The sequence below is a fragment of the Sphingosinicella sp. BN140058 genome (assembly GCF_004135585.1).
In the GTDB taxonomy this organism is placed as follows: domain Bacteria; phylum Pseudomonadota; class Alphaproteobacteria; order Sphingomonadales; family Sphingomonadaceae; genus Allosphingosinicella.
Genome location: NZ_CP035501.1, coordinates 5,463,802 through 5,489,471 on the forward strand (window position 1 = coordinate 5,463,802; position 25,670 = coordinate 5,489,471).

General features: G+C 67.3%; 20 protein-coding genes. 7 read left to right on the forward strand and 13 right to left on the reverse strand.

The window, feature by feature from the left end:
* Positions 1-28: 28 nt before the first annotated feature.
* A complete protein-coding gene (locus tag ETR14_RS24815) occupies positions 29-1,813 on the forward strand; it encodes a cation:proton antiporter (RefSeq protein ID WP_129392384.1) in 1,785 nt (594 codons plus the stop codon).
* On the opposite strand, the gene ETR14_RS24820 is transcribed toward ETR14_RS24815, so the two are convergent.
* The 5 genes from ETR14_RS24820 to ETR14_RS24840 form a co-directional block, all read right to left on the reverse strand.
* Positions 1,755-3,884, reverse strand: a complete 2,130-nt coding sequence (locus tag ETR14_RS24820; protein ID WP_165356605.1) for an AarF/UbiB family protein — start codon at positions 3,882-3,884, stop codon at positions 1,755-1,757. The two genes, ETR14_RS24815 and ETR14_RS24820, sit on opposite strands and share 59 nt — an antisense overlap.
* Positions 3,881-4,612 (reverse strand): hypothetical protein, encoded by a 732-nt coding sequence (locus tag ETR14_RS24825; RefSeq protein ID WP_129390414.1) that lies wholly within the window; start codon positions 4,610-4,612, stop codon positions 3,881-3,883. The genes ETR14_RS24820 and ETR14_RS24825 overlap by 4 nt, the downstream gene beginning before the upstream one ends.
* 10 nt (positions 4,613-4,622) lie before the next feature.
* Positions 4,623-5,216: a hypothetical protein gene (locus tag ETR14_RS24830; RefSeq protein ID WP_129390417.1), complete on the reverse strand. Its 594-nt coding sequence runs from the start codon at positions 5,214-5,216 to the stop codon at positions 4,623-4,625.
* Positions 5,217-5,653: 437 nt separating this feature from the next.
* Positions 5,654-8,317, reverse strand: coding sequence for an alanine--tRNA ligase (gene alaS, locus ETR14_RS24835; protein WP_129390420.1), 2,664 nt, complete (start codon positions 8,315-8,317; stop codon positions 5,654-5,656).
* 89 nt (positions 8,318-8,406) lie between these two features.
* Positions 8,407-8,919: a hypothetical protein gene (locus ETR14_RS24840; RefSeq protein WP_129390423.1), complete on the reverse strand. Its 513-nt coding sequence runs from the start codon at positions 8,917-8,919 to the stop codon at positions 8,407-8,409.
* 203 nt (positions 8,920-9,122) lie between these two features.
* On the opposite strand from ETR14_RS24840, the gene ETR14_RS24845 reads away from it, so the two are divergent.
* The 3 genes from ETR14_RS24845 to ETR14_RS24855 all read left to right on the forward strand — a co-directional run bounded on the left by ETR14_RS24845 (position 9,123) and on the right by ETR14_RS24855 (position 13,229).
* The gene (locus tag ETR14_RS24845; RefSeq protein ID WP_129390425.1) at positions 9,123-11,138 is read left to right on the forward strand and encodes an elongation factor G; all 2,016 of its coding nucleotides are present in this window, start codon (positions 9,123-9,125) and stop codon (positions 11,136-11,138) included.
* Positions 11,139-11,330: 192 nt separating this feature from the next.
* Positions 11,331-12,647, forward strand: coding sequence for a dicarboxylate/amino acid:cation symporter (locus ETR14_RS24850; RefSeq protein ID WP_129390428.1), 1,317 nt, complete (start codon positions 11,331-11,333; stop codon positions 12,645-12,647).
* A gap of 63 nt (positions 12,648-12,710) precedes the next feature.
* Complete coding sequence (locus ETR14_RS24855; RefSeq protein WP_129390431.1) at positions 12,711-13,229, forward strand: DUF2306 domain-containing protein; 519 nt, start codon at positions 12,711-12,713, stop codon at positions 13,227-13,229.
* A 51-nt stretch (positions 13,230-13,280) separates the two neighbouring features.
* On the opposite strand, the gene ETR14_RS24860 is transcribed toward ETR14_RS24855, so the two are convergent.
* Genes ETR14_RS24860 through speB form a run of 3 tightly spaced genes read right to left on the reverse strand, consistent with a single transcriptional unit; the run spans position 13,281 to position 16,009 of the window.
* On the reverse strand, positions 13,281-14,537 hold the full coding sequence (locus ETR14_RS24860; protein WP_129392387.1) for a Xaa-Pro peptidase family protein: 1,257 nt from the start codon (positions 14,535-14,537) through the stop codon (positions 13,281-13,283).
* Positions 14,530-15,153 (reverse strand): glutathione S-transferase family protein, encoded by a 624-nt coding sequence (locus tag ETR14_RS24865; protein WP_129390434.1) that lies wholly within the window; start codon positions 15,151-15,153, stop codon positions 14,530-14,532. The genes ETR14_RS24860 and ETR14_RS24865 overlap by 8 nt, the downstream gene beginning before the upstream one ends.
* 55 nt (positions 15,154-15,208) lie before the next feature.
* On the reverse strand, positions 15,209-16,009 hold the full coding sequence (gene speB / locus ETR14_RS24870) for an agmatinase (RefSeq protein WP_129390437.1): 801 nt from the start codon (positions 16,007-16,009) through the stop codon (positions 15,209-15,211).
* Positions 16,010-16,195: 186 nt separating this feature from the next.
* Between speB and ETR14_RS24875 the strand changes: the two genes are divergently transcribed.
* Positions 16,196-16,405 (forward strand): hypothetical protein, encoded by a 210-nt coding sequence (locus tag ETR14_RS24875; RefSeq protein WP_129390440.1) that lies wholly within the window; start codon positions 16,196-16,198, stop codon positions 16,403-16,405.
* Positions 16,406-16,482: 77 nt separating this feature from the next.
* On the opposite strand, the gene ETR14_RS24880 is transcribed toward ETR14_RS24875, so the two are convergent.
* A complete protein-coding gene (locus ETR14_RS24880; protein WP_129390443.1) occupies positions 16,483-16,671 on the reverse strand; it encodes a hypothetical protein in 189 nt (62 codons plus the stop codon).
* Between the two features lie 26 nt (positions 16,672-16,697).
* Between ETR14_RS24880 and ETR14_RS24885 the strand changes: the two genes are divergently transcribed.
* Positions 16,698-19,082: a TonB-dependent receptor gene (locus ETR14_RS24885; protein WP_129390446.1), complete on the forward strand. Its 2,385-nt coding sequence runs from the start codon at positions 16,698-16,700 to the stop codon at positions 19,080-19,082.
* On the opposite strand, the gene ETR14_RS24890 is transcribed toward ETR14_RS24885, so the two are convergent.
* On the reverse strand, positions 19,071-23,129 hold the full coding sequence (locus ETR14_RS24890; protein WP_371416841.1) for a PAS domain-containing protein: 4,059 nt from the start codon (positions 23,127-23,129) through the stop codon (positions 19,071-19,073). The two genes, ETR14_RS24885 and ETR14_RS24890, sit on opposite strands and share 12 nt — an antisense overlap.
* Positions 23,130-23,507: 378 nt before the next feature.
* Here ETR14_RS24890 and ETR14_RS28610 point away from each other — a divergent pair, with 378 nt between their 5' ends.
* Complete coding sequence (locus tag ETR14_RS28610; protein WP_165356607.1) at positions 23,508-23,654, forward strand: hypothetical protein; 147 nt, start codon at positions 23,508-23,510, stop codon at positions 23,652-23,654.
* 52 nt (positions 23,655-23,706) lie between these two features.
* Here the strand turns inward: ETR14_RS28610 and ETR14_RS24895 are convergent, their stop codons facing one another.
* The 3 genes from ETR14_RS24895 to ETR14_RS24905 all read right to left on the reverse strand — a co-directional run bounded on the left by ETR14_RS24895 (position 23,707) and on the right by ETR14_RS24905 (position 25,476).
* Positions 23,707-23,955: a glutaredoxin domain-containing protein gene (locus ETR14_RS24895; protein ID WP_129390452.1), complete on the reverse strand. Its 249-nt coding sequence runs from the start codon at positions 23,953-23,955 to the stop codon at positions 23,707-23,709.
* A 71-nt stretch (positions 23,956-24,026) separates the two neighbouring features.
* Positions 24,027-24,614: a PRC-barrel domain-containing protein gene (locus tag ETR14_RS24900; protein ID WP_129390455.1), complete on the reverse strand. Its 588-nt coding sequence runs from the start codon at positions 24,612-24,614 to the stop codon at positions 24,027-24,029.
* A gap of 79 nt (positions 24,615-24,693) precedes the next feature.
* Positions 24,694-25,476 (reverse strand): DUF2243 domain-containing protein, encoded by a 783-nt coding sequence (locus ETR14_RS24905; protein WP_129390458.1) that lies wholly within the window; start codon positions 25,474-25,476, stop codon positions 24,694-24,696.
* Between the last annotated feature and the right edge of the window lie 194 nt (positions 25,477-25,670).

The window sequence follows — 25,670 nt, forward strand, 5'->3', positions numbered from 1 at the left end:
TTCGCGCGATCCGGTGCATAAAGGCAAGATGGCCGCCCAATTTCAGACGACCCCTCTCAGCGACGCTCTCGTGATTCTCGGTGCCGCCGGCATCGTCATCCCCGCTTTCGCCCGTTTTCGCGTGAGTCCCGTTATCGGGTTCATCCTCGTCGGCATCCTCGCCGGTCCGAAGGGACTGGGATCGCTGGTCGGCGACAATCCGTGGCTCGGCTATTTCACGATCACCAATCCGCACGCGATCGAGCCGTTCGCGGAATTCGGCATCATCCTGTTGCTCTTCTCGATCGGGCTCGAGCTCAGCTTCAAGCGCCTCTGGGGCATGCGACGCCTGGTCTTCGGCCTCGGCGCCGCCGAACTGCTGCTGTCGGCGCTGATCGTCGGCGGCGCGCTCTTCGTCCTCGGTCAATCCTGGGGCGGTGCCGCCGGCCTCGGGCTGGCGCTGGCCTTGTCGTCCACCGCTCTGGTGTTGCCGATGGTCGGCACGAGCAGCGCGGTCGGGCGCTCCGCCTTCGCCATGCTGCTGTTCGAGGATCTGGCGATCGTCCCGATCATCTTCTTCCTCGGCGCACTGGCGCCGCAGGCCTCGGGGGACGGATGGATGTCGCTTGGCCGCACCATCATCCTGGGGGCGGCGGTGATCGGCGCGATGCTGGTGCTCGGCCGCATCCTGCTGCCGCGCCTGTTCGGGCAGGCCGCACGCACCAAGAGCCCCGAATTGTTTCTCTCCGTCAGCCTGCTGGTGGTAATCGTCGCCAGTCTCGCCAGCGCCGCTGTCGGTCTTTCCGCCATCGTCGGCGCAATCGTCGCCGGTATCCTGATTGCCGAAACCGATTATTCGAACGAAGTCGAGGTGATCACTGCGCCGTTTCGCGGTCTCGCGCTCGGCGTGTTCCTCATCACCGTCGGCATGGGCCTCGATGTCCGTCAGGTGCTGGCCCAGTGGGAGATTCTGCTCCTCGCGCTGATCGCGATCGTGCTGGTCAAAGCAGGCGTCACCTTCCTGCTCCTGCGCCTTTCCGGCGCGCGCAAGGCAGTGGCCGCCGAAACCGGACTGCTCATGGCGTCGCCGTCGGAAACCACCCTCATCGTTTTGACCACGGCAATGGCGGCCGGTTTGATCAGCGCCCAGACCGCAGCCTTCTGGACGATCGTCACCGCGCTCGGCCTTACCATCACGCCGCTGCTGGCGCGGATCGGCCGCGATGCGGCGCGACGGGTGGATGTCGGCGGCGACCTCGATGTGCCTCCGCAGGATCTACAGGGTGCCACGCAACGGGTGGTCGTGATCGGCTTCGGGCGCGTCGGTCGCCTCGTCGCCGACATGCTGACGACCCACGGCCGCGCCTATGTCGCGGTCGATTCCAACATCGACAACGTTGCCGCAGCACGGCGTGCCGGATTCCCGATCCTGTTCGGCGACGTGTCCCGCCCCGAATTGATGGATCGGCTCCATCTCGGCAGCGCCACCGCTTTGGTGCTGACCATGGATGATCCGGTGCTGACCGTGCGGCTGACCAAGAAGGTGCGAGCATGGTGCCCCGGCCTCACCATCGTCGCGCGTGCGCGGGACGCCGGCCACGCCGCCGAGCTCTACCGCGCCGGCGCCACCGACGCAGTGCCGGAGACGCTGGAAGCCTCGCTGCAATTGTCGGAGGCGGTGCTGGTCGAGCTCGGCATCGCAATGGGCCCGGTGATCGCCTCGATCCACGAAAAGCGGGCCGAACTCCGCAAGGAGATCATGGAGCAGGGCGACCTCAGCCGGGAACCGGCGCTCGGTAGACGCCGGCTGAGAGACGCCGTTCGCTCGAGCTGAAGGGCGCCGCCGGCGCCGCACCGGCCCGGCCGACCTGCGCCCGCTCGGCGCGCAGGAAGAACGGCAGCTGCGCGCGCTCCGGCGCGATCAGCTCGATCTCCAGCAGGCAGTCGAGGAGGTCGGCCGGGCCGGCGTCCGCCGTCGCGGAGCAGGACCGCGCCGCATCGATCCAGGCGCACGCTCCGGTCAGTTGATGGAGCCGAAGATGCGCAAAGCCCTGACGGGCGCGATGGCCGGACCGGGGTGCCGAGTGCGCGCGCCGTTTGAAATCTTCTTCCTCGAACGCGCGGTGCGCATCGGCCCACAGCCAGACGTCGCCGTCGGCGGGCGCGAGCGCGCCCAAAGCCTGCCGCAGCCTCTCGGACGCGACGAGCGCAGGCGTGTCGCAGAGGGCCAGCTGGGCGTGCAGCCAGGCTGCGTCCTTCTCTGTCTCTCCTGAACAATCCTGCCCGATCGCCGACGATACCCATGCGAGAAGCGGCCCGTGATCGATTGCGCCATGCGCCGGACCTTTCAGCAGCGTCGCCGCAGCAACCAGGGCGCATGCGCGCGCGGGGCCGGCCGCCAACGCGGAAGCGCTTGCCAGGAAATCGTCGATCGCGCTTTGCTCGCCGCGGGCATCGGAGGCCGCGCGAGCGACCTGCGCGGAAACGAAGGATGCGGATTGGCCTGGGCGCGCACGCGCCGCCAGAATCCGGGCGGCCGCCAGGAGCTCGCAATCCTCCAGTGCGATCGCGGCTCGCAGAGCAAACCAGGCATGCAGCACCGGGTCACCGCGGGGCCGGCCGAGCCGGCGAACCGCGTCGAGACGACGGCCGAGCGCATTGCCGGTCGTGACTGACGTCCGATCGCACGTCCGAGCCATCGGCGCGGCGCGCGCCCAACTTGCCGCAAGCGCCGCGACATCCGGGAAGCGGCGCTCCGGCTGCTTTGCAAGGCCGCGTTCCAGGATCGCCTCGGCATCGGGCCACGCGGCGACCCCACGTGCGGCGAACGGCAGCGGGTGACGCTCGACGATAGAGCGCAGCAGCGTCTCCTGCACCGCCGCCGCGTCCTGCGGGTGCTCTCCCGTGGCGAGCAGATAGGCGAGAACGCACAGGCCATATTGCTCCGACCGTGCGGAGGCGGGCGGGGGCAGCCGGCCTTCGAGCAGGGCCAGTGCCATGTCCGGATCGTGGAAGTGCGGGATCCCGGTCCGCGGCGCCGCGTCCGCCGCGTCGATCGGCACCGCCGCGCCGAAATCAAGGATCACCACGCGTCCGTCGGGCCGCACCAGGATATTGCCGGTGTGAACGTCGCCGTGAAGGATCCCCGCAGCGTGCAGCCGGGCATAGGCGGCGAACATGCGACCGATCAGCGCGTGGAGTCCCGTCCGATCGCGCGCTGCCCTTGCCTGCCGCGCGGCGGCGGCGATGCTGGTTCCCTCGCACCACTCCATCGCGATGAAGGCGCGGCCCTCGATGGTGCCATGATCGAAAAGCTTCGGGCTGTCGGCCCCGCCAAGCCGGGCGAGCGTCCGCGCCTCGTTGGCAAGCGATGCGGCCACACCGGCACGATCGTCGCGCGCGATCTTCAACGCTGCGGGCGCGCCGCTCGGACAGCGTGCACGGTAGACCTCGACGTCGTCCAGGGACCGGACCAGTGCCTGGATCTCATACGCACCGAACGCCTGGCCCGATCCCAGACTCGGCTCCGGCGCGGCCGTGGCGGCGGCGTCGGAGTCGATGGGAACGAGAATGCCGCCCGTGATCAGCGCGGCGAGCGCATCGAAGGCGTGATCCAGTACGGTTTCGGGCTCCTGCGCCCGTAGCCTGCTGAAACGCAGCACTGCGTCGGTGATCAAGCTTGGCGTTCGAAATTGGTCGAGCAACGCCGCCAGAGGCTCGGGAATCAGCCGCGGCACGAGGCGGAAGCCCGGCCGCGTGAGCACCGCCTGTCCGGCACCGACCGGACCGATCCGTTCCCGCAGCCGTGCGCTCAGATCCTTGACGGCCAGACACTTGACGTCCGCGGGAAGGAGGAACGCGGTTGCGGTGAGATCGATCGGATCGGAGGTGGAAGCCATCGTCATTGGAACGTCGCCTCGCTGGGTGCCCAGAGCTCGGGATCGATGCCGACGCTGCGCATCGCCTCGCATGCGGCCGGAACCGGAGCGTGCGGGTTCGCGATCATCGCCTCTGCAAGCCGACGCGTGATCCAGGCACGCCAGCTGGCGCCGGACGACGGATCGGGAGGATCCGCACCCCACGAGAGCAGGCCGTCGCCGCCGGCATCCGCGGTGAACGCAATTCCCTGGGCCGGGCAGTCGCCCAGCGCTCGGCCGAGCGACCGGGCGACGTCGTCCAGATGCTCGCGCGCATCGAAATAGGCGACGATCTTGTCGGACCGCAAAAGGCCGTGGAGACCGCGCCCTACCTTGAACGAACGCACCCCCGCGCGTGCGAACACATGGGCGACGATCGGAAAGGCGTAGGGCAAGGCCCTGGGCTCCGGGCTGACGTAGAGTTTGCAGGCCGGAGGCACCGCGCCCGCTGCGCCGTTTCCCGCGAAGGAGATCCAGCCGGGGTGGGTCGACGCTTCGAACGCGGCTTCGAGGCAGGCTCTCGCCGGACCGCCCGAAGCAAGGCCGAGCACTGCCAGCGGCTCGTCGTCGAGCCCGAAATCGCGTTCCAGCGCTTCCGTTCGCGGCAGCGTGCCGAAATGGTAAAGCCAGGACGCCAGCGGAGCAGAGGCGGCCGGCAGAATGCCGGCCGCCATCCGCAACGCGGTCATGGAAAGCCGCGCCAGGCGGCCGCTCATGACCGGCTTCCTACCGGGCCGGAAGCGCTTTGAGCGCGCCTTCCAGCTGCGCCCGCACCGCCGCGACCTCCGCACCGCGCGGCGCCTGCGCGCTTGCCGCACGATCGAGATAGGCGACCGTCTGGCCAAGCTGCTTCCGCAGCCGGGGCAGATCCGTCACCCGATGCACCTCGCGGCCGAGATGGATCACGGGTGTCAGCGTCGGCGGAATGGTCTCGAACGACGTGCCGCCACATTCCGGATTGGGCATTCCGGCCGATCCGCGCCCGAGCGCCGCATAAGCGGCGGCGCCGACCACGGCCGCGCCCACCTCCTGGATGGCGGCGACGATCGCCGGACTGCCATTGGCTTCGCCGGTGAACGCGCGTCCGATCTCGTCGAACTTGCGCGCCTTTACGGCCTCGGCGACGGTCGCCCGTACCGCCTCGATCAGGCCGAGATTGATCACCACGCTCGCGATCGGCGAAATCGGTGTCGGCGGCGTCTCGTCGTCGGGTCCGGGAAGCCAGGTTCCGCCGCCGCCATTGCCGGCGACGCTGATCGCCAGATCCTTGATCAAGAAGTCATGCCGGGTAAGTCTTGCCGCTCTTACGTCCTCTGCCATCGGAATACTCCCATCAGAGGCGATCGACACGCGGGATGCGCATCGACTGCGCCTCGCAGATCGACCATCAAGTCGATCATTGTCCCCACAGAAATAAATACCCGACCGGAGGCCTCAGATCAACATAAGAGGTAACGTAGCATGGATTCGTGAAAATGATCTAAGCAGATCAATGTAATACCGATACACGATGATGGCGGGTATAAGAATCGAAGATTTCTGTTATCATCAACTATTCGTAATCGATCGCTATGACGAACGAAGTCTGGAGCGAAGCGCTTAATCGATAGCGATGATTATCATCAATCATCAACAGCCGACGAATCGAGCGACCACAAGCCGCGAGTCGCGACCGGCTACTGAACGCACCGCAGCGACGATCATCCAGGCAAGTCCGATTGATGTTCGGAACCGGGGCAAACGGTCCCTCGGCAACCTCAGGCGGCGAGCGTCGCCGCCGCCAATTGGTCGCGCACGGCGGCGATCGCTTCGGCGGCCTTGGATCCGTCCGGGCCGCCGCCCTGGGCCATGTCGGGACGGCCGCCGCCGCCCTGCCCGCCGAGCGCCGCGACCGCGACGCGGACGAGATCGACGGCGCTCCGGCGGCCGGCAAGATCCTCGGTGACGCCGACGGCCACGCTGGCGCGACCATCGTTGACCGTGACCAGCGCCACCACGCCCGAGCCGACGCGCTGCTTGGCATCGTCGACGAGGCCGCGCAGAGCCTTCGGATCCATGCCCTCGATCACCTGGCCGATGAAGCCGTGGCCGGCGATCTGCTCGGGACCCGGCGCCTCCGCCTTGCCGGCACCGCCGCCGAGGGCGAGCGCCTTTTTCGCTTCGGCGAGCTCGCGCTCCAGCCGGCGCCGCTCCTCGATCAGGCTGGCCACGCGGGCGGGCACTTCCTCGGGCGACGCCTTGAGCGCCGCCGCAGTCTCCTTCAGCCGCGTTTCGCGTTCGGTAAGCCATATACGGGCGGCTTCGCCGGTCAGGGCCTCGATCCGGCGCACGCCCGATGCGACCGCGCTCTCGCCGATGATCTTGAACAAGGCGATGTCACCCAGCGCATTGACATGGGTGCCGCCGCAAAGCTCGACCGAATAGCTGTTCTGGTCGGCGCGGCCCATCGACAGCACGCGGACCTCATCGCCATACTTCTCGCCGAACAGGGCCATCGCACCGGCGGAGATCGCCTCGTCCGGGCTCATCAGCCGCGTCGAGACGCTGTCATTCTCGCGAATATGGGCGTTCACCTCGGCCTCGATCGCGGCGATGTCTTCGCTGCTGAGCGCCTTGGGATGCGAGAAGTCGAAGCGCAGCCGGTCGGGCGCCACCAGCGATCCCTTCTGGGTGACGTGGGTGCCGAGACGGTGGCGGAGGGCCGCGTGCAGCAGGTGGGTCGCGCTGTGGTTGGCACGGACCCGGGCCCGACGCTCCGCATCGACCTGCAGCTTGACGGCGTCGCCGACCTTGACGGTTCCGCTCCGCAGCGTCGCCTGATGGGCGTGGAGACGCCCCAGCGGCTTCGACGTGTCGGTAACGTCGGCCTCGAGACCGTTCTCGCCGGTGATCGTGCCGGCATCGCCCATCTGGCCGCCGCTCTCACCATAGAATGGCGTCTGGTTGGTGAGGATCGTCACCCTGTCGCCGGCGGAAGCCGTCTCGACCCGGGCGCCCTCCTTGACGATCGCGATCACCTGGCCCTCGCCTTCGTGACCGGCATAGCCGGTGAAGTCGGTCGCGCCCTGCTCTTCGGCGATATCGAACCAGATGTCGTCCGACGCCTTGTCGCCCGATCCCTTCCAGGCGGCGCGGGCAGCGGCTTTCTGCTCGGCCATCGCGCTGTCGAAGCCGCCGCGGTCGACGCCGAGGCCCTGCGCCCGCAGCGCATCCTCGGTGAGATCGTACGGGAAGCCGAACGTGTCGTAGAGCTTGAAGGCGACGTCGCCGGCGAGCGTGTCGCCCTCGTTCATCCCGGCGGTCGCCTCGTCGAGCAGCCGCAGGCCCTTGTCGAGGGTCTGGCGGAAACGCGTTTCCTCGAGCTTCAGAGTCTCCTCGATCAGCGCCTGGGCGCGGATCAGCTCGGGATAAGCGGCGCCCATTTCGGCCATCAGCGACGGCACCAGCCGCCACATCAGCGGCTCGGCGGCGCCGAGCAGATGGGCGTGGCGCATGGCGCGGCGCATGATGCGGCGGAGCACGTAGCCCCTGCCCTCGTTGGCCGGCAGCACGCCGTCCGCGATCAGGAAGCCCGAGGCGCGAAGATGGTCGGCGATCACCCGATGGCTCGCCTGGCGCGCGCCGCTCGCCTCCGTCCTGGTGAGCTCGCTCGACGCGGCGATCAGCGCCTTGAACGTGTCCGTGTCGTAATTGTCGTGGACGCCCTGAAGCACCGCGGCGACCCGCTCCAGCCCCATGCCGGTGTCGATCGAAGGGCGCGGCAGATCGCGAACGATCTGATTGTCTTCCTGCTCATATTGCATGAAGACGAGGTTCCAGATCTCGACGAAGCGGTCGCCATCCTCATCCGGGCTCCCCGGCGGGCCGCCGAAGATGTGATCGCCGTGATCGAAGAAGATCTCCGAACAGGGGCCGCAGGGACCGCTGTCGCCCATCGCCCAGAAATTGTCCTTGGTGGCGATGCGGATGATCCGGCTTTCGGGCAGTCCGGCAATCTTGCGCCACAGGTCGAACGCCTCGTCGTCGGTGTGGTAGACGGTCGCGGTCAGCCGGTCGGCCGGCAGGCCCCATTCCTTGGTGATCAGGGTCCAGGCATGGTGGATCGCCTGTTCCTTGAAATAGTCGCCGAACGAGAAATTGCCGAGCATCTCGAAGAAGGTGTGGTGCCGCGCGGTGTAGCCGACATTGTCGAGATCGTTATGCTTGCCGCCGGCACGCACGCACTTCTGCGACGAGGTCGCGGTCGAGTACGGCCGCTTCTCGAGGCCGGTGAACACGTTCTTGAACGGCACCATGCCGGCGTTGACGAACATCAAGGTCGGATCGTTCTGCGGCACCAACGGTGCCGAGGGCACGATCTGGTGCCCCTCGCGTCCAAAATAATCGAGGAAGGAGCGGCGGATGTCGTTGGTCGAGGTCATGGCGGCGATGTAAGGGAGGCGGCCGACGCGGGCAAGCGCCGCTTGCGCTCCGACTTGCCGCCTCGCCTTGCCGCCCCCTTACCGCAACCTCACTCGGCGGGCACCTCATAGGTGGCGGCATAGACTTCCTGCACCTCCGGCTCCGCGACTTCGATTGCCCGGGCCTCCTCCTGCGACACGGGGTAGCTGGAATAACGATGCACCCGGACGATCTCGGGATCGGGTGGCGCCGCGACATCCGCCTCCTGCTCGATCTCGATCGGGCGCGTGGCGACCGCCCGCACCGGCTGGGCCTCGCGCGCCGTGTCGGCGGCCCAGCTGTCGCCATAGGTCGCGACCGCGGGCGCGGCATAGACGGCGGCGCTCGGCGCCTGCTCCGCGCCGATGCCGTCGAGCAGCCCCTGCTGCTGATATTCGCCGAGCTGGACGCCCGCCCAGTCGGGGCTGCGATAGGCGATGCGATCGGCAACGAAGCTGGTCGGCGGCTCCCGGTAATAAGCGGGATCGATCTCGCCCACGGCCGCATGCCCGAGCCAGATGCCGGCGCCGGCACCGAGGGCGGAGAGGAGGCCGACGACGGGAAGTGCCGCTTTCACAGGCATGAGCAATCTCCAACGCGCAGAACGATGAACGGAACAACCATCCGGCACGCTCAACCCGCGACGGTACGGCCTCGTTCCGGGGCAGCATGTTGGAAGATGCCGCGAGGCCGCTTGCACTGGCGCGCGAATAGGAGGAGTCTTCCAGCCCCAGGCGCGAACGCGCTTCCTCGCGGAGTCGCGCACAGCGAACGGAGGACGAACTCATGCCCGAAAGATCCTTTGGAACCAGGACGATCGCGCTGGTTGGACCCGGCGGCGCGGGAAAGACCAGCCTTGCCGAAGCGCTCCTGTTCGCACGCGGCGCGATCGATCGGCAGGGATCGGTCGATGCGAAGACCAGTGTCGGCGATACGAGCCCCGAAGCCCGCGCCCGGGGCGCTTCCACCGAATTGAACCTGTCCAGCTTCTCGTTCCTCGGCGATCGCTTCGCGATCGTCGACACGCCAGGGTCGGTCGGCTTCGCCGCCGACGGCAGCCTGGCGATCGCAGCCGCCGATCTCGCCGTCGTCGTCATCGATGCCGATGCCGAACGCGCGCATCTCGCCGAACCGGCGCTTCGACAGATCGAGGCGCTCGGCGTTCCCCACATCGTCTTCGTCAACAAGATCGATCAGGCCCGAGGTCAGATCCGTGATCTGCTCGAAGCGCTGCAGCCGATGAGCAATTCGCCGTTGGTCGCGCGGCAAATTCCGATTCGCGAAAACGACAGGATCACCGGCTTCGTCGATCTCGCGCTCGAGCGCGCCTTCCACTACCGCGTCGGCAAGGCGTCGGAGCCGATCGACATTCCTTCCGATCTCAGCGCCGACGAGGCCGCCGAGCGCTACCATCTTCTCGAGCAGCTCGCCGACCATGACGATCAATTGCTCGAACAATTGCTGATGGACGAAGTGCCCGATCGCGAAACCATCTTCGCCGATCTCAGCCGCGAGACCCGCGACAATCTGGTCGTGCCCGTGCTGTTCGGATCGGCGCTCAACGGTTACGGCATCCGCCGCCTGCTGAAGGCGCTCCGCCACGACGCCCCTGCCCCGGAAGCTGCCGCCGAGCGGCTCGGCGCGGCCGGCACCTCCGCCCTCGTGTTCAAGATATCTCACGGCGGTTCGATGGGCCGTCTCGCTCTCGCCCGGCTGTTCGGGGGCGGGCTCAGCGAGGGCGCCGAGCTTCGGGGGCCGAATGGCGATCCGATCCGGGTCGGCACCTTGTTCTCGGTTCAGGGCGACAAGATCGTCAAGATCGGCAAGGCCGAAACCGGAGACATCGTCGCGGTCGCCAAGGCGGAGGGAGTCCGTGCGGGAGAATGGCTGGGCAGCGGCGCCGCCGTTTCCGCCGCTCATCCCAGATCGAACTACACCCTCGCCATCACCACCAGCGACCGCAAGGACGACGTCCGCCTGTCCACTGCCCTTCACAAATTGTGCGAGGAAGATCCTTCCCTCGCCTGGGAGCAGGACGAAGCCCTGCACGAGACAAGGTTGCGGGGCGTCAGCGACGAGCATCTCAAGGTCACGCTGGCCCGGCTGAAGCGGCGCTACGGCGTTGCCGTCGACTGCCGTACCCCGACCGTCGGCTACAAGGAGTCGATCCGCAAGGAGGTCACCCAGCGCGGACGACACAAGAAGCAGTCGGGCGGGCACGGCCAGTTCGGCGACGTCGTGATCGAGCTCCGCCCACTGGCGCGCGGCGAAGGCTTCCAGTTCGGCGAGCGGATCAGCGGCGGCGTGGTGCCGAAGCAATGGTTCCCCGCCGTCGAGCAGGGTGTCCGTGACGCAATGGAAAAAGGTCCGCTCGGTTTCCCGGTCGTCGATGTCGCCGTGACATTGATCGACGGCTCCTACCACAGCGTCGACAGCTCGGAGATCGCGTTCCGCACGGCCGGACGGATCGCGATGTCCGAGGCTCTTGCCGCCGCCGCGCCGCATCTCCTGGAACCGGTCCACCGGGTGACGATCCTCTCACCGTCCGCGGCGACGTCACGGATCACCTCCGCGGTCGCCAGCCGCCGCGGCCAGATGCTCGGCATGGCAAGCCGCGACGGCTGGTCGCGCTGGGATCGGATCGAGGCGCTCCTCCCGGAGGCCGAACTCCAGGGGCTGGATGCAGAGCTGCGCTCGCTGAGTCAGGGTCTCGCGACCTACGAAGCGGAGTTCGATCACCTCGCCGATCTCAACGGGAAACTCGCCGACGAAGTGGTCCAGCACCTGCTGGTGCCGGCATGAACCAGGCGCATACTCTTCGCAGCGGCCCCTGAACGGATCGGCGGATGTGCACCAGCGTGGGTGGCAGACGTCACCGGCGCCGGTGCCTGGTGCGCACCAACAAGTTGCTCCGCCCCGGTCCCATGCTCTACGGATCGCGCAACGAGCCCGAGAACCGCCGGGCCACCATGATTTTCCCCGGGGGAGCCGCGCGTGGCGAAACGCCTTACCTATTTCATCCTTGCCGGCCTGGTGCTCGGCATCGTCGTCGGCTGGTCGCTGAATGCGGGTCTGAACGGCGGCACGCCCGAGGGCGGTGCGCAGCTCAAGACGCTCGCCGGCTACATCTCCATCCCGACGACGATCTTCCTGCACCTCATCAAGATGATCATCGCGCCGCTCGTCTTCTCCACCCTGGTCGTCGGCATCGCCCATATGGGGGACACCGCCGCGCTTGGGCGGGTCGGGATCAAGGCGGTGGCGTGGTTCCTGTGCGCCAGTCTCTTCTCGCTGTCGCTCGGCCTGCTGCTGGTGACCTTCTTCCAGCCCGGCACCGGCCTCGGCCTGCCGCTGCCGCCCGCCGATGCTTCGGCCGGGATCGACCGCTCGGCATTCGATGTCGCCAAGTTCATCGCCCACATCTTCCCGGAATCGATGATCGGCGCGATGGCGAGCAACGACATCCTGCAGATCGTCGTCTTCTCCCTGTTCGTCGGCGTTGCGATCACCGCGATCGGCGAGCCGGCACGGCCGCTCGTCCGCGGCGTCGAGGCTTTGGTCAAGGTGATGCTCCAGGTCACCGATTACGTGATGCGCTTCGCGCCCGTCGCGGTGTTTGCCGCCGTGACCGCGACGATCGCGCAGCGCGGGCCGGCGATCCTCGGCACCTACGGCTATTTCATGAGCACCTTCTATCTCGGGCTGCTGATCCTCTGGGCCTTCCTGATCGGAGTCTGCTTCCTGATCGTCGGCAGCCGCACCCGTCTGCTGATGCGCTACATCCGGGATCCGATCGTGCTGGCTTTCTCGACCGCCTCGTCCGAAGCCGCCTTCCCGCGCACGTTGGAGGCGCTCGACCGGTTCGGCGTGCCGCCGCGCATCGCCAGCTTCGTGCTGCCGCTCGGTTATTCGTTCAATCTCGACGGCTCGATGATGTACATGACATTCGCGGCCATCTTCATCGCCCAGGCCTACAATATCGATCTGACCCTGGGGCAGGAGATCCTGATGCTCCTGACGCTGATGATCACCTCCAAGGGCGTGGCCGGCGTGCCTCGCGCCAGCCTGGTGGTGATCACCGCGACGCTCTCCCAGTTCGACATTCCGGAGGCCGGGTTGCTCCTGATCATCGCCATCGACCATTTCCTCGACATGGGCCGTTCCGCTACCAACGTGGTCGGCAATGCGGTGGCGAGCACCGTCGTCGCCCGCTGGGAAGGGCAGCTCGATCCGCCGGAGCCGGTCGACATCGAGGCGCCTCGCGCACCATCCCGCCGGCCGCCGCCGCCGCCGGGCGACGAACCCTTCTAGGATTGTCGGCGCGCGGCGACTGTGCCACCGGGTGCCGCCGGGCGCTGAGTTGCGGGGGATGTGATGGCGACGACGATCGACAACGGCGCTGCGCGGCCACGGCCGCTGGGGCTTGCACCGACCAGGGTCGAGCGCGTGCTCGCCTGGCTGTCGGCCGCGATGCTGCTGGTCGTCTGCACCGCGCTCGGCCGCGGCCTCGCCGCCTGGAACAGTCTGCCGGCGATCGTCTGGTTTCACATCGGCACGATGCTGCTCGCGCTCGCCCTCACCCCGATCATCCTGCTGCGCAGGCGCGGCGATCTTTGGCACCGTCGGCTCGGCTATGTCTGGGTCGGCGCGCTGGTGACGACGTCGGTGGCCACCTTCTGGGTCCGGATCAGCCACCCCGGACACCTCGGCCCGATCCACATCCTGTCGGTCTTCACTCTCGTGCAGGTGCCACGCGCGATCCTCGCGGCGCGCCGTCATGACATCGCCGCCCATCGCCGCAGCATCACCCTGCTCGTCAGCGGTGCGCTGCTGATCGCCGGCTTCTTCACCTTCCTGCCGAGCCGCCTGCTCGGGCACTGGCTCCTGTCCTGAGCCAAGAAGGGCGCGAACCCGCTGGTCGCGCCGTCCGGGAGCCCTGCCGGCTCAGCCGAGCGGGCGATCGATCGACGGCGGCGGCTCGCTGAACCAGCGCGGTCCCTGCGGCGTCATGTAGAGGCAGTCCTCGAGACGGATACCAAACTTGCCCGGCGCATAGAGGCCCGGCTCGTTGGAAAAACACATCCCTGCCTGCAGCAAGGTTTCCTCGCCGTGGACGAAGTTCACGGGTTCATGCCCTTCCAGGCCGATGCCGTGCCCGGTGCGATGGGAGAGGCCCGGGAGCCGGTACCCCGGTCCATAGCCCCATTTTTGATATTGGGCGCGGACCGCATCGTCGACGCTGCCGGCGGAAGCGCCGATCCGAGCCGCGCGGAAGGCGATCTCCTGCCCCTGACGCACCTCATTCCACACCTTGCGCTGCTCGACCGTCGGCGCGCCGAAAACGAAGGTTCGCGAGACGTCGGACTGATAGCCGTGGACGGTGCAGCCGCAGTCCATCAGCACCACCTCGCCCTCGCGCACCTGCTGGGGCTTGCCGCTGCCATGGGGATAGGCGCTCGCTTCGCCGAGCAGCACCAGGGCAAATTCGGGGCTGCCGCCGAGCTGAACGGTGGCAGCGTTCATGATCTTGCCGATCTCGGCCGGGGTCATGCCCTTCTCGACCCGCGGCCAGGTGTGCCGATAGGCGGCGAGCGTCACGTCCGTCGCCTTCTGCATCAGCGCGAGTTCGGCAGCGGACTTGATCATCCGACAGGCGCGCACGACCGGCGCCGCATTCTCGATCCGCACCCCGTTCAGTGCCTTGCCGAGCCCGTCGACGGCGAAGTAGCGGACCGTTTCCTCCACGCCGACCGCGCGGTCGGCGACCTTGCGGTCGCGCAGCGCTCCGGCGACCAATGCGAACGGGCTTTCATGCTCGTTCCAGGTCCGCACCTCGGCGGGAACGGACAGGCTTTCGCGAACCGACGGCTCCTCGAAATAGGGCGTGACGATGATCGGTTCGCCCTCGGCCGGCAGCACGGCCGCAGTCAGCCGTTCGCTGCGGTGCCATTGCACGCCGGTGAAATAATCGAGCGACGCGCCGGGCTCGATCAGGACCGCGCCGAGCCCGCGCGCCCGCATCAAGGTCTGGGCCTTGGCGATACGCTGCAGGCGCTCGGCGGCGCCGATCGGCACCGCATCCTCCGTAATCTTGGTCAATGCTCCGCCTGTCGCAGGGCCTTGCGCACGCAGCGGCAGCGCCGCAAGGCCGGCCGTCGCGAGCAGCGATCCGGCGAGGCCCCGCCGGGTGAGATCAGGCATAGGCATAGGGGCCACCCTTGTTGAGCGCTGCGCCGTAAGCGGGTCGCGCATGAATCCGCTCGAGCCAGTCGATGAGCGCGGGACGGCGTTCGTCCAGGCCGGCACGCGAGCGCGCCGCTTCGAGCGGAAAGCTCATCATCACGTCGGCGGCGGTGAACCGCTCTCCGGCAAACCAGTCGCGCTGCGACAGCTCGGTCTCGAGCCAGTCCAGATGCCCGTCGAGCAGTTTCTGGATGAACGGCCGCGCCGGCCGGCCGAGGAGGCCGAGCTTGTTGACGACCAGCATCGCGAACAAAGGCGGCATCATCGAACCTTCGGCATAATGCAGGAACTGGCGATAGCGCAGCACATCCTCCCGCCGTGTCGGCGGCCCGAGACGTCCGCCCGCCTTCTCGACCAGATATTCGACGATCGCGCCGGTTTCGGCCACGATCACGCCCTCGTCGTCGATGACCGGAGCCTTGCCGAGAGGGTGGATGTCCTTGAGCTCGGGCGGCGCCAGCATCGTCTTGGGGTCGCGCTCGTAGCGTCGGACCCGGTAATCGAGCCCCAGTTCCTCGAGCAGCCAGAGGATCCGCTGCGATCGCGAATTCTGAAGATGGTGCACTATGATCATCGCGGCCCTCCGTCGCGACGGCGCTAAGGGCTGCGTTGCGCGGCCGCAAGCCGGATCAAGGCCGCGCCAGGGCCGCAAGCTCCTTGATCAGCTTGGCGGCGAGGGTCGCAGTGATGCCGTTGATGTCGCGCGCGGGATTGAGTTCGACGATGTCGGCACCCGCGATCGGCTGCGCGATCCGGTGCAGAACGTTCAGCACCTCGCGGACGCTGAGCCCGCCCGGCTCGTGGTGCGAAACGCCGGGCGCGAAGGCCGGATCGAACCCGTCGAGATCGATACTGACCCAGAGCGGCCCATCAGGGATCGGCACGCGTGCCGCGTCGAAACGGCGCATCTCGACGATCTCGACGCCGAAACGCTGTGCCTGCTCGCGGCAGTGGCGATTGAGCGTGCGAATGCCGACCTGCACGAGGCGGCGGGCGAGCCCCCGCTCCATGATCCGCGCGAACGGCGAGGCATGCGAAAGCGGATTGCCTTCGAAATCGTCATAAAGGTCGGGATGGGCGTCGAAGTGAAGGATGTCGACCGGTCCTAAGCCAGCCGCCATGGCCTCGACGGCTGGAAAGCTCACCGAGTGATCGCCGCCGAGCAGCAAAGGCACGCAGCCGTCGCGCTGCGCCCGAGCGACCGCCTCGCGGATCATCGCGTGATCGCCATCGTCCTCGCGCAGCGGCAGGTCGCCGACATCGTCGAGCAGCACGTCCATGCCGATTTCGGTGCCGTCCTCGGCCGCCATGTTGGCATGGTCCGAGGCGAGCGCGGCGCGGATCGCGCCCGGCGCCGTCGCCGCGCCGCGCAGAAAGGAGGAATGTCGGTCGGTGGGCGCGCCGATCAGGCGCAAGGTCGTGGGGCGCATCTTCGTCGATCCTCGTCTCTCCGGCGACGATAGCGGCTGCCGTGGATATTCCCAGCCCACCGAAACGGCGACCGTGACGCACATTTCATCGCAATCGCCCTCCCCGTTCATCCTCCGGCCACCCATCCTGGTAGAAACACGAGGTCCCGCGTGAGGGGACGCGCACAGAATGAAAGGACGAACCAGGTGACGAGCCCCGAACCCGACACCGCTTTCCTGCTGAGGCGGGCCGAGGAAGAGGCGATCCTCGCCATCCGCACCGACCAGAGCCCGGCCGCGCCGGCGCATTACGAACTCGCCATGCTCTACTCGGCGCGCGCCCTCGATGCGCTGTCCGAAATGCCGGTCGACGCGTCCGGAACCGTCGATACGGTACCGGAGCCGCGAGCTCGCTGACCGGGACTAGGCCGCGCGACTACCGGCACCGCGCGCTTTGCATGCCATTGCCTGTGCTTGCCCGCTAATGTAGTGTCTTATGACATAACAATGTCGCGCATCTGACGCGGCAAGGCGGGAGGAACGATGCCTTCGATAGCCGACGCGATCTCCATGCCGCCCTGCCCGACGCGATCGGCGGCGACGACCCCGCTCAGTCTCTCGCCTTTGCAGGCCCGCACCGGAAATCCGGAGCGGGCGCTGCGCGCATCCGGCACGTCCGACACGGGCGGCCATTCCCAGGGAGAAGAGCATGAAGGGGACCTTGCGGCTTGCGCTGCTGAGCACGATCGCGTGCCCGGCGGGCGTATGGGCTCAGACGGAGCCGGTTGAGCAAAGCGCCGCGGCGGCCGAGACAGGCGACGTCGCGCCGGCAGGCTCGGAAGATGAGATCATCGTCACCGCCCGCCGCCGCGCCGAGAACCTTCAGGACGTTCCGATCTCGGTCACCGCGTTCAGCGGCGAAGCGCTGGCTGAGCGCAATGTCGATTCGATCGATCAGATCGCCCGGTTCACGCCCAACATCCGGTTCGACACCGCGGCGCAGCTTTCCGGCGCAAGCTTCAACCCCACGGTGTTCATCCGCGGCGTCGGCTCGAACGATTTCGCCATCTTCACCGATCCGGGCGTCGGCTTCTACATCGATGGCGTCTATTATGCGCGCTCGATCGGCGCGGTGACCGATGCCGTCGACCTGGAGAGCGTCCAGGTTCTGCGCGGACCGCAGGGCACTTTGTTCGGCCGCAACACGATCGGCGGCGCCGTGATCATCGAGACGGCGAAGCCGCAGCTCGACCAGGTCTCCGGCAAGGTGGAGGCGATCACCGGCAGCTACGACCGCATCGACCTGCGCGGCGCGGTCAACCTGCCGCTCGTCCAGGACCGACTTGCGCTTCGCCTCTCCGCCGCAACGCTCAACCGCGACGGCTACGTGAAGCGTCTGTCGGACGGCGAAGACATGGGCAACCGCAACACCGACATGGTGCGGGCACAGCTTCGCTGGCAGCCCGATCCCCGGCTGACCATCGATCTCGCCGGCGATTACACGCGCTCGCGCGAACATTCCGCGCCGAACGACATCGTCGCAATCGGGCTGCAGCCCAACCTGCCCGCGCGCTACAATCTCTCCGGCGCGCCCTGGCTCGCGCGCTACAACCAGTTGGTCGCGCCGACTCTCGGCATCGTCAATCCGGCCGACCGCAAGGCGCTCGACGGCTCGTGGATCACCGCCGACCCATACGAAACCTGGGCTGGCGGGCCCAACGTCAACGATCTCGATCTGTGGGGGCTTCAAGGCACGATCGCGTTCGATGTCAGTAAAAGCCTTCAATTGAAGAGCATCACCGCCTATCGCGACATGCACGCAACCTTCGCCCGCGACGGCGACAACACGCCCTATACGTTCCGCGAAACCTTCAACGACGACAAGGTTTGGCAGTTCAGCCAGGAACTGCAGGCCAATGGCAGCCTCGGGGACGGCCTGCGCTTCGTCACCGGCCTCTATTATCTGAAAGAGAAAGGCAGGGATTTCGGCCGCGCCGATCTCGCCGTCGGCATTTGGCCGCCGCTGGTCACCACGCCGCCGCTCGCGCCCGCCGTGTTCCTGTACAATTGGATCGATAACGAAAGCTATGCGGCGTACGGCGAGATCGACATCGATCTGGCGCGGCGCCTGACCCTCACCCTTGGCGGCCGCTACAATCACGACAGCAAGAAGATCCGCATCGTCAACGTCCGCCAGCGCGACGCCACCAGCCTCGTCGGCGGCGATCTGCTGACGCCGCTCGAAACGCCGGGGCTCGTCCGCTTCATCGACTCCGATGCCCAGAACATTCCCGACAGCGAAAGCTGGAGCAGCTTCACGCCGCGCGTGATTCTGAAGGCCGACGTCACCGACGACGTCAATCTCTATGCGTCCTTCTCCCGCGGCTTCAAATCGGGCGGCTTCAACCTGCGGCCGTTGACCGGCCCCGAGGAGGTCACCGCCTACGATCCGGAAACGCTTACCACCTGGGAATTGGGCGCGAAGACTCGGTGGCTGGACCGCCGGCTGACCCTCAACGCCGCTGTGTGGAAGAGCCGATACAAGGACATCCAGCTGTCGGTGAACCAGACCCCGCTCAATTTCGTCGCCAACGCGACCGGCAAGCTCTGGGGCTTCGAGGTCGAGGCGGTGGCGCGCCCGGCGACCTGGCTCGATCTCAACGCCTCGATCGGCCACGTCGATTCGCATTATACCGAGATCAGCAATCCGCGCGCACCCAACCAGGCACTTCCGCTGACCCTCGACGACCGATTCGTGAAGGCGCCGCGGTGGACGCTGGCGGCGGGTGCCCAGATCAGCATCCCGCTCGGCCGCAGCGGCAATCTCCGCCTGCGCGGCGACGTCACCGACTACAGCCGCATCTACAACGATCTCAGCAACCATCCCTATCTCACGGAGAATGGCTACACATTGGTCAATCTGCGGCTGACCTGGACCGATGTCGAGGATCGCTATTCGGTCGCCCTGTTCGGCACCAACATCACCGACGCTCTGTTCATCCAGTCGGGCAATTTCAGCAACGGCTTCGGGCTTGCCGAAGTCAGCTACGGCCGGCCGCGCGAATGGGGGGTGTCGGCAAGCCTACGCTTCTGACTCGTCGGCGGCCGCACGCCCGCAGTTCACGCCGGCCTGGCGCAAGGCTTCGGAGAGCCGCGCGCCGGTATAGGGCTTGGCGATCAGCGACGTGCAGCGGTCCTCGGCGTGGCGTTTTGCCAGGCCGGTCTGATCGCCGGCAGTGGCGAGCAGGATCGGCAGATCGACATGAAGCGCGCGCAGTTCGGTGACCAGCCCGGGTCCGTCGGGCTGGTCGTGGTCGACGAACACCGCGTCGTAGCGGCCCTGCGCCGACCGAACCTTGCCAAGCGCTTCGCCCGCGTTCGCCGCTTCCTCGGCGGTGTAGCCGGCTGCGGAGAGTGCCTCCATCGCCAGCGCCCGCACCGTCGGCTCCGCCTCGACCAGCAGCACGCGGCCGGTCCGCCCCCGATCGAGAACGTCGCGGACCTTCTGCGCCAGCGCCTGATAGGTGAACGGCTTGGCGATCATCTCCACGCCCGGCTCCAGCCGGCCGCCGAGCGCAATGGCGTTGCGGGTGTAGCCGGACGTGTACAGCACGCGCAGGTCCGGCTGCCGGGTGCGCGCGGCATCGGCCAGTTCGCGGCCGGACATTCCGGGCATCACCACGTCGGTGAACAACAGGTCGACCGGCTCGTCCTGGCGTTCGAGCAGGCGCAGCGCAGAGGCGCCATCATGTGCCTCCAGCACCTTGTAGCCAAGCTCGCGCAGGCACTCGACCGTATAGGCGCGGACATCGTCATCGTCCTCCACCACCAGCAGCAATTCCGCTTTCGGGCTGGTTTCGAGTCCCTGGGTCAACAGCGGCTCGGGCAGGTCCGCTGTCTCCCCGACCAGCCGCGGCAGGTAGATCTTGATCGTCGTGCCGTGGCCCTCTTCCGAATAGATCTTCACGTGGCCGCCCGATTGCTTGACGAAGCCATAGACCATCGACAGCCCAAGGCCGGTGCCCTTGCCCACCTCCTTGGTGGTGTAGAACGGCTCGAAGACCTTCTCCTGGACATGCTTGGGCATGCCCTCCCCCGTGTCGGTCACGGCGATGACGACATATTGGCCGGGCGCGACTTCGGCGTGCTGCGCGGTATATGCGTCGTCGAGCCTGGCATTGCTGGTCTCGACGATCAGCTCGCCGCCCTGCGGCATCGCGTCCCGCGCGTTGACGGCAAGGTTGAGGATCGCGCTCTCCAGCTGGTTGGGATCCACCTCCACCCGCCACAGACCGGGCGCGGTGACGACTTCCAGCTTCACCGTCTCGCCGAGCGCCCGGTTCAGCAGATCCGACATGCCGACGACGAGCTTGTCGACGTCGGTCGCCTTCGGCGCCAGCGGCTGTCGCCGCGAAAAGGCAAGCAGCCGCTGGGTCAGCGAGGCAGCGCGTTCCGCACCCTTCATGGCATTGTCGAGCGCTCTTCGCGCGCGCGCGTCGCTGATCTCGGCGGCATCCAGAGCCCGCCCGGCCATATCGATATTTCCGGTAACGACGGTCAGCAGATTGTTGAAATCATGGGCGATTCCGCCGGTCAGCTGACCCACGGCCTCCATCTTCTGCGCCTGGCGAAGCGCTTCCTCGGCGCTCTCGCGCTCGGCGATCGCGGCTGCGATCCTCTGCTCCAGCGTCTCGTTGAGCTCGCGTAGGGCCGCTTCGGCCTCGCTCTTCTCCTGCAGCTGGCGCTGCGCGGACTGATAGAGCCGGGCATTGTCGAGCGCGATCGCAGCCTGGGCGGCGATGCCGGCCATCAGCCGCTCGTGCCGTTCCTCGAAACGCCCGGTTTCGGGATGACCGAAGAACAACCCGCCGATAACGTCGCCCGATCGCGATTGCACCGGCACCGCGAGATAGGAGCGGACCGGAAGATGCCCTTCCGGCATGCCGCGATGCGGGTCATTGTGGCCGTAGCGCGGGTCGGCGAGGATGTCGTCGGAACGGATGATGCCGTCGCCGTCGAAGGTCGGCTTGAACACCGCGGTCGCCCTCGGCATTCCGAAATTCTCGAATGCGGATCGCTCCGCACCCGACAATGTGTAGAGCATGTAGGATTCGCCGGCGTCGTCGACCAGATTGTAGAAGAAGGCGCCGAACGCGGCCCCGATCAGCGACACGCCGGCGTCGGTGACCATCTGCACGATCCGTTCGAGCTCGAGCTCGCCGGCGAGCGCGGCGCCGGTCTCGTTCAGGGTCTCCAGCGTCTCGCTCTCCGCACGAAGCCGCATCTCGGCGAGTTTGCGTGCGGTGATGTCGTAGGAAACCCCGAAATAGCGGATCTGCCCGTCCGCGCTCCGCACCGGCTCGCCTTCCCGCGCCAGCCAGCGCACTTCGCCGGTGTCGGGACGGACGATCCGATACTCGATATAATCCAGCGCTTTCTCGGGCAGCGCGCTCCGCCCGGTCATCACCCGCTCGCGATCGTCGGGGTGGATGATCGCCAGGAAATAGCCGACATCGGTCTCGTCGATCACGGGCGTGCCCCACAAGCGGCAGAATTGCTCGGAGACGATGATCCGGCCGGTCGCCGGTATCAGCTCGAACGTGCCGATGCCGCCGGTCGCCTGCGCGATCCGCAACCGTTCCTCGCTCGCCCGCAGCGCGTCCTCGACCATGCGCCGCTCGGTGATGTCGACCGAGGAACCGACCAGACCGACGATCTCGCCTTGTTCGTTCCGAAGCGGCGCCTTGGTCGAAAGCCAGACCGCGGAGGTGCCGTCGGGCAGCCGGACCTCCTCCTCGATCTGTTCGGCCTCGCCACCGTCCATGACGCGGCGGTCGTTGGCCATGACGGTCGCCGCTTGCGCCTTGTCGTCGAGCACTTCGGCATCGGTTCTGCCGATATAGGCCTCCGGCGGTTTTCCAAGCAGCGCCGTGGTGCCGCGATTGGCGACCAGCAGCCGACCCTCGAGATCCTTGGCGTAGACGACTCCGGGGACGGCTTCTGCGAACGTGCGCAGGATCGTCGTCGCACGATCGCGCTCCGCCTCCAGCATGCGCCGCTCGTCGACGTCGAGGAGAACTCCTGGAAACCGCAAAGGCGTGCCGTCCGCGGCGATGTCGACCCGCCCGTTCGCCTCGATCCATCGGTAGACGTCGTCATGCTGGCGGACGCGATACTGGCACCGGTAGCCGCCCCCGCGTTGCAGCGCCTCGGCTATCGCTTCGGCAACACGTTCGCGGTCGTCCGGGTGGATCGAATCGAATGCCTCGGACAGGGGCATTCCGGCGCGGCATTGCTCGGGATCCATGCCGAACGTGGCGGCGAACCTTTCGTCGGCGAAGATGCGGTCGGCCGCTATGTCCCACATGAAGGTGCCGATAATGGCACCCGCATCGAGCGCGAGTTGCACCCGCTCCGCGGCTTCGCGGGCGAGCTCAGCCGTGCGCCGGCGCGCGCTCACATCGCGGAAGAACAGCGCCAGACCCTCCCCGCTCGGATAGGCCCGCATGTCGACCCAGGCGCTGCGTCCGTCCGACCAGGTATAGCGATGCTCGGTTACAATCGGGATCCGCTCCGCCATTGCCTGCCGATAGAGCGTGCCGAGCGCGCTCTCCTCGGTGCCCGGCCACGCCTCCCAATGGGTCTTGCCGATGAAATCGGATCTGGGTCGCCCTTCCAGGCGCAAGCCTTCCGGGTTGATGTCGACGATCCGGAAATCGCGATCGAGCAAAACGAAGCCCTCGGCCATATTCTCGAGCACGCCTTGCGCGCGGTCCCGCTCGCGGACGAGGGCGGCCTCGGCCGCGGCGCGGGCGCGATCGGAGAGCACCTTGCCGGTCGTCTCGATCACCACGGCCAGCACGCCGGCGGGACGGCCGTCCTCTCCCGGAATGGGGGAGTAATCGAGGTTCATGAACACCTGTTCGGGGGCGCCATTGCGAAACAGGGTCAGTTCCTGATCCCGATAGGACAAGGTGTCGCCGGCGAGGCCAACACGCATGACGTTGTCGTTGAACGCGGCAACCTCCGGCCAGCCTTCCCGCACCTTGGTTCCGAGCAGCTCCGGATGCCGGGCGCCGGCAAAGCCGCTATAGGCATCGTTATAGAGCATGATGCCGTCCTCGCCCCACAGCATCACCATCGGCACCGGCGACTTGAGCACGAGGCCGAGCGCGGTGCGCAGGCTTTGCGGCCAGGCGGCGAGCGGCCCGAGCGCGCTTGCCGCCCAGTCCCGTTCCACGATCAGCCGCGCGCATTCGGAGGCAGGAAGAAGCCATCTCGGAGCCTCTCCGGAGGCCAAGAACGGAGCAGGCGTTGCCGAATTGGTCATGCGTCGAAGATCGTCCCTGAAGCGCGTGCGCCGCGATCCCTCGGCGTTAGGGCCGCTTCGCGCGCATTCCAAGCACTTGTGCGCCGGCGCGGCGGGGCTGCTGAGACGGATTACCCGATCGGGGTCATGGCGCGCCAACCGCCGGCCTCTATGGAGATCCCGTTCCTTGGATCAGCAGGAAGAGTGCGGGTGAGCAAGCGCAGGTACGAAGTCCGCGGGGAAGACGATCTCGGCGACGTCCACTCGTTCCAGACCGACGATCGCACCCGCGCGGAAGAGATCGTCGAGCTGATGCGGCAGGATCTGGACGCGGTCGAACTGGTCGAACACGCCTGATGACCGCAGCAAGGGGGGCAGCGCTCCGGGCAGGAACGCTACCCCGATAACCTCAGGCGTCCGCCAAATAGGCTTCGAGGTCGTCGGCGCCGCCGATCCGCTCGCCGCCGATGAAAATCTGCGGCGTCGTCGCAACCCCTTGCTCGTCCTTGAAGGCGTCCACCTCCTCGCGGCTGCTCAGCACCCGATCCTCGACCTCGTATCCGCTCTGTTCGAGCATCTGCTTGGCGCGAACGCCGAACGGGCAGGTATGCTCCGGCAGCACCATCCGGTAGAGCGTGGCCTGTTTGTCGTCACTCATGTCTTTGTCTCCTTGATCTTCCATCGGCGGCACAGCGTCGACGGGCGCTTGGGGTTCCGCCCCGTCTTCCATCAGCTTCGCGCGGCCGGCGGCGCCGCGGTCGGCCAGTTGGTCGGCTCGATCGGCGCGAGCCGCTCCAGCTCCCCGGCGTCGATGTCGGCGGTGACCCCGGAAGGCCGTGCCGACACCTTGGACCAGGGCAAAGCATGCAGCCGCTCGCCGACCCCGCCAACGCCGCCGGCGCTCACCACCAGATAGCTAATCCGGCCATCCTCGCAGCGCGCCATCGCATCGACGCTGGTGCCGATCGCCTCACCGCCACGCCCCTCGACACTGGCTGCGGTGAGCATCGACACCGGAAACAGGGTCGGCCCGTCCTTGCGCTCGCTCTTTTCGGCGGCAGCCTGCGCGCCATCGTCGAACCGTGCCTGGCGGCCCAGCCAGCGCCACACGCCGACGAGATTGACGACCGTCAGGAAAACGTTCTGCCAGAGCAGGTTCGGCTGGTCCGTTGCCATTGCATAGGCACTCCACGACACCGAGCCGATGGTGAAGATGACGAAGCCCCATCCGGTCACCCGCGCGCCGAGATTGGCGGCGGTGACGCAGGCGGCGAGCATGGTCGCGATCGGTGCCGCCCAGGCGGCTATGTCTTCCATGTCGCGATGCTCCGTCGTTGTTCGAGCCCTGCAACAGCGGCAGCCGCCTGCGGTTCCCGGAAAGGAGATGGCCGAAAGGTCAGGTGCGCAAAGCGGCGGCGCAGCCGGCAAGCGCCGGCGAGCGGGTCACGAATAAGGCGCCGGCCTCGTACAGGCGGGCTTCCCCGCCCGGTCGGTCCAGCGCCACGGACATCATGCCGCCCTCCGGATTCGCCCATAGCAGAGGCGTCCGCGCCTGCTGCGCGGCATTGATCGCGACTGCCGCGTCGGACCCGGGCGCGAACAGGACCAGCGCACTGTCCGCATTGGGCTGCGGCAAGGCTGCGATCGGCGCCGCGAGCAAGGCGAGCAGGCCAAGGGTGACAGCCGCCCCTGCCCCGCCGCCGCGCGTTCCATCCGCTTGGGCGCCCCGCAGCAGCAGCACCGCGATGGCCAGCGGGATCAGGCCGAACGCGGCCAGCCAGCCGAGATCGTAGAGCATCGGCTCCGAGACGTCGACGCGGATCCGGTGAATGCCGAGGATCCAGTGAAAGAATCCGACGTCGACCACGTTCCACAGGCCGAAGCCGAGCAATCCGCCGCCGGCAACCAGGCGCCAGTCGGCGGCGTCGCCCAATAAGCGGCGACGGCGCCATAACAGCCACAGGCCGGACGCGGTCACGAGGTACATCAGGACGTGGAACAGCCCGTCCGCGAGGATCTGGGTGCCGAGGTCCCGGAACGCTTCGCCCGGTACGAGGCTCAGCAGATGATGCCATTGCAGCACCTGATGAAGCAGGATGCCGTCGAAGAAACCGCCAAGGCCGAAGCCGATCACGCCCGTGGCGACAAGAAGGCGGCGACAATCCTGACCATTCACCATGCCCGTGTCCCTGCCAGAGCTGCATGCGTCTGCTGCGGAAACACGCCTCGGAGGGCCGAGTTGCCGGAAGATGCCGCCGCTTAATCTGGGTCAGTCCGAATCTCGGCGCCTGCCGGAACCGGCCCCGCATGTTCGGGTTGACCGGCAACACACTCGAAACGTGCCGAAAAATCCGCATCGGCTGCTCCTGCCAA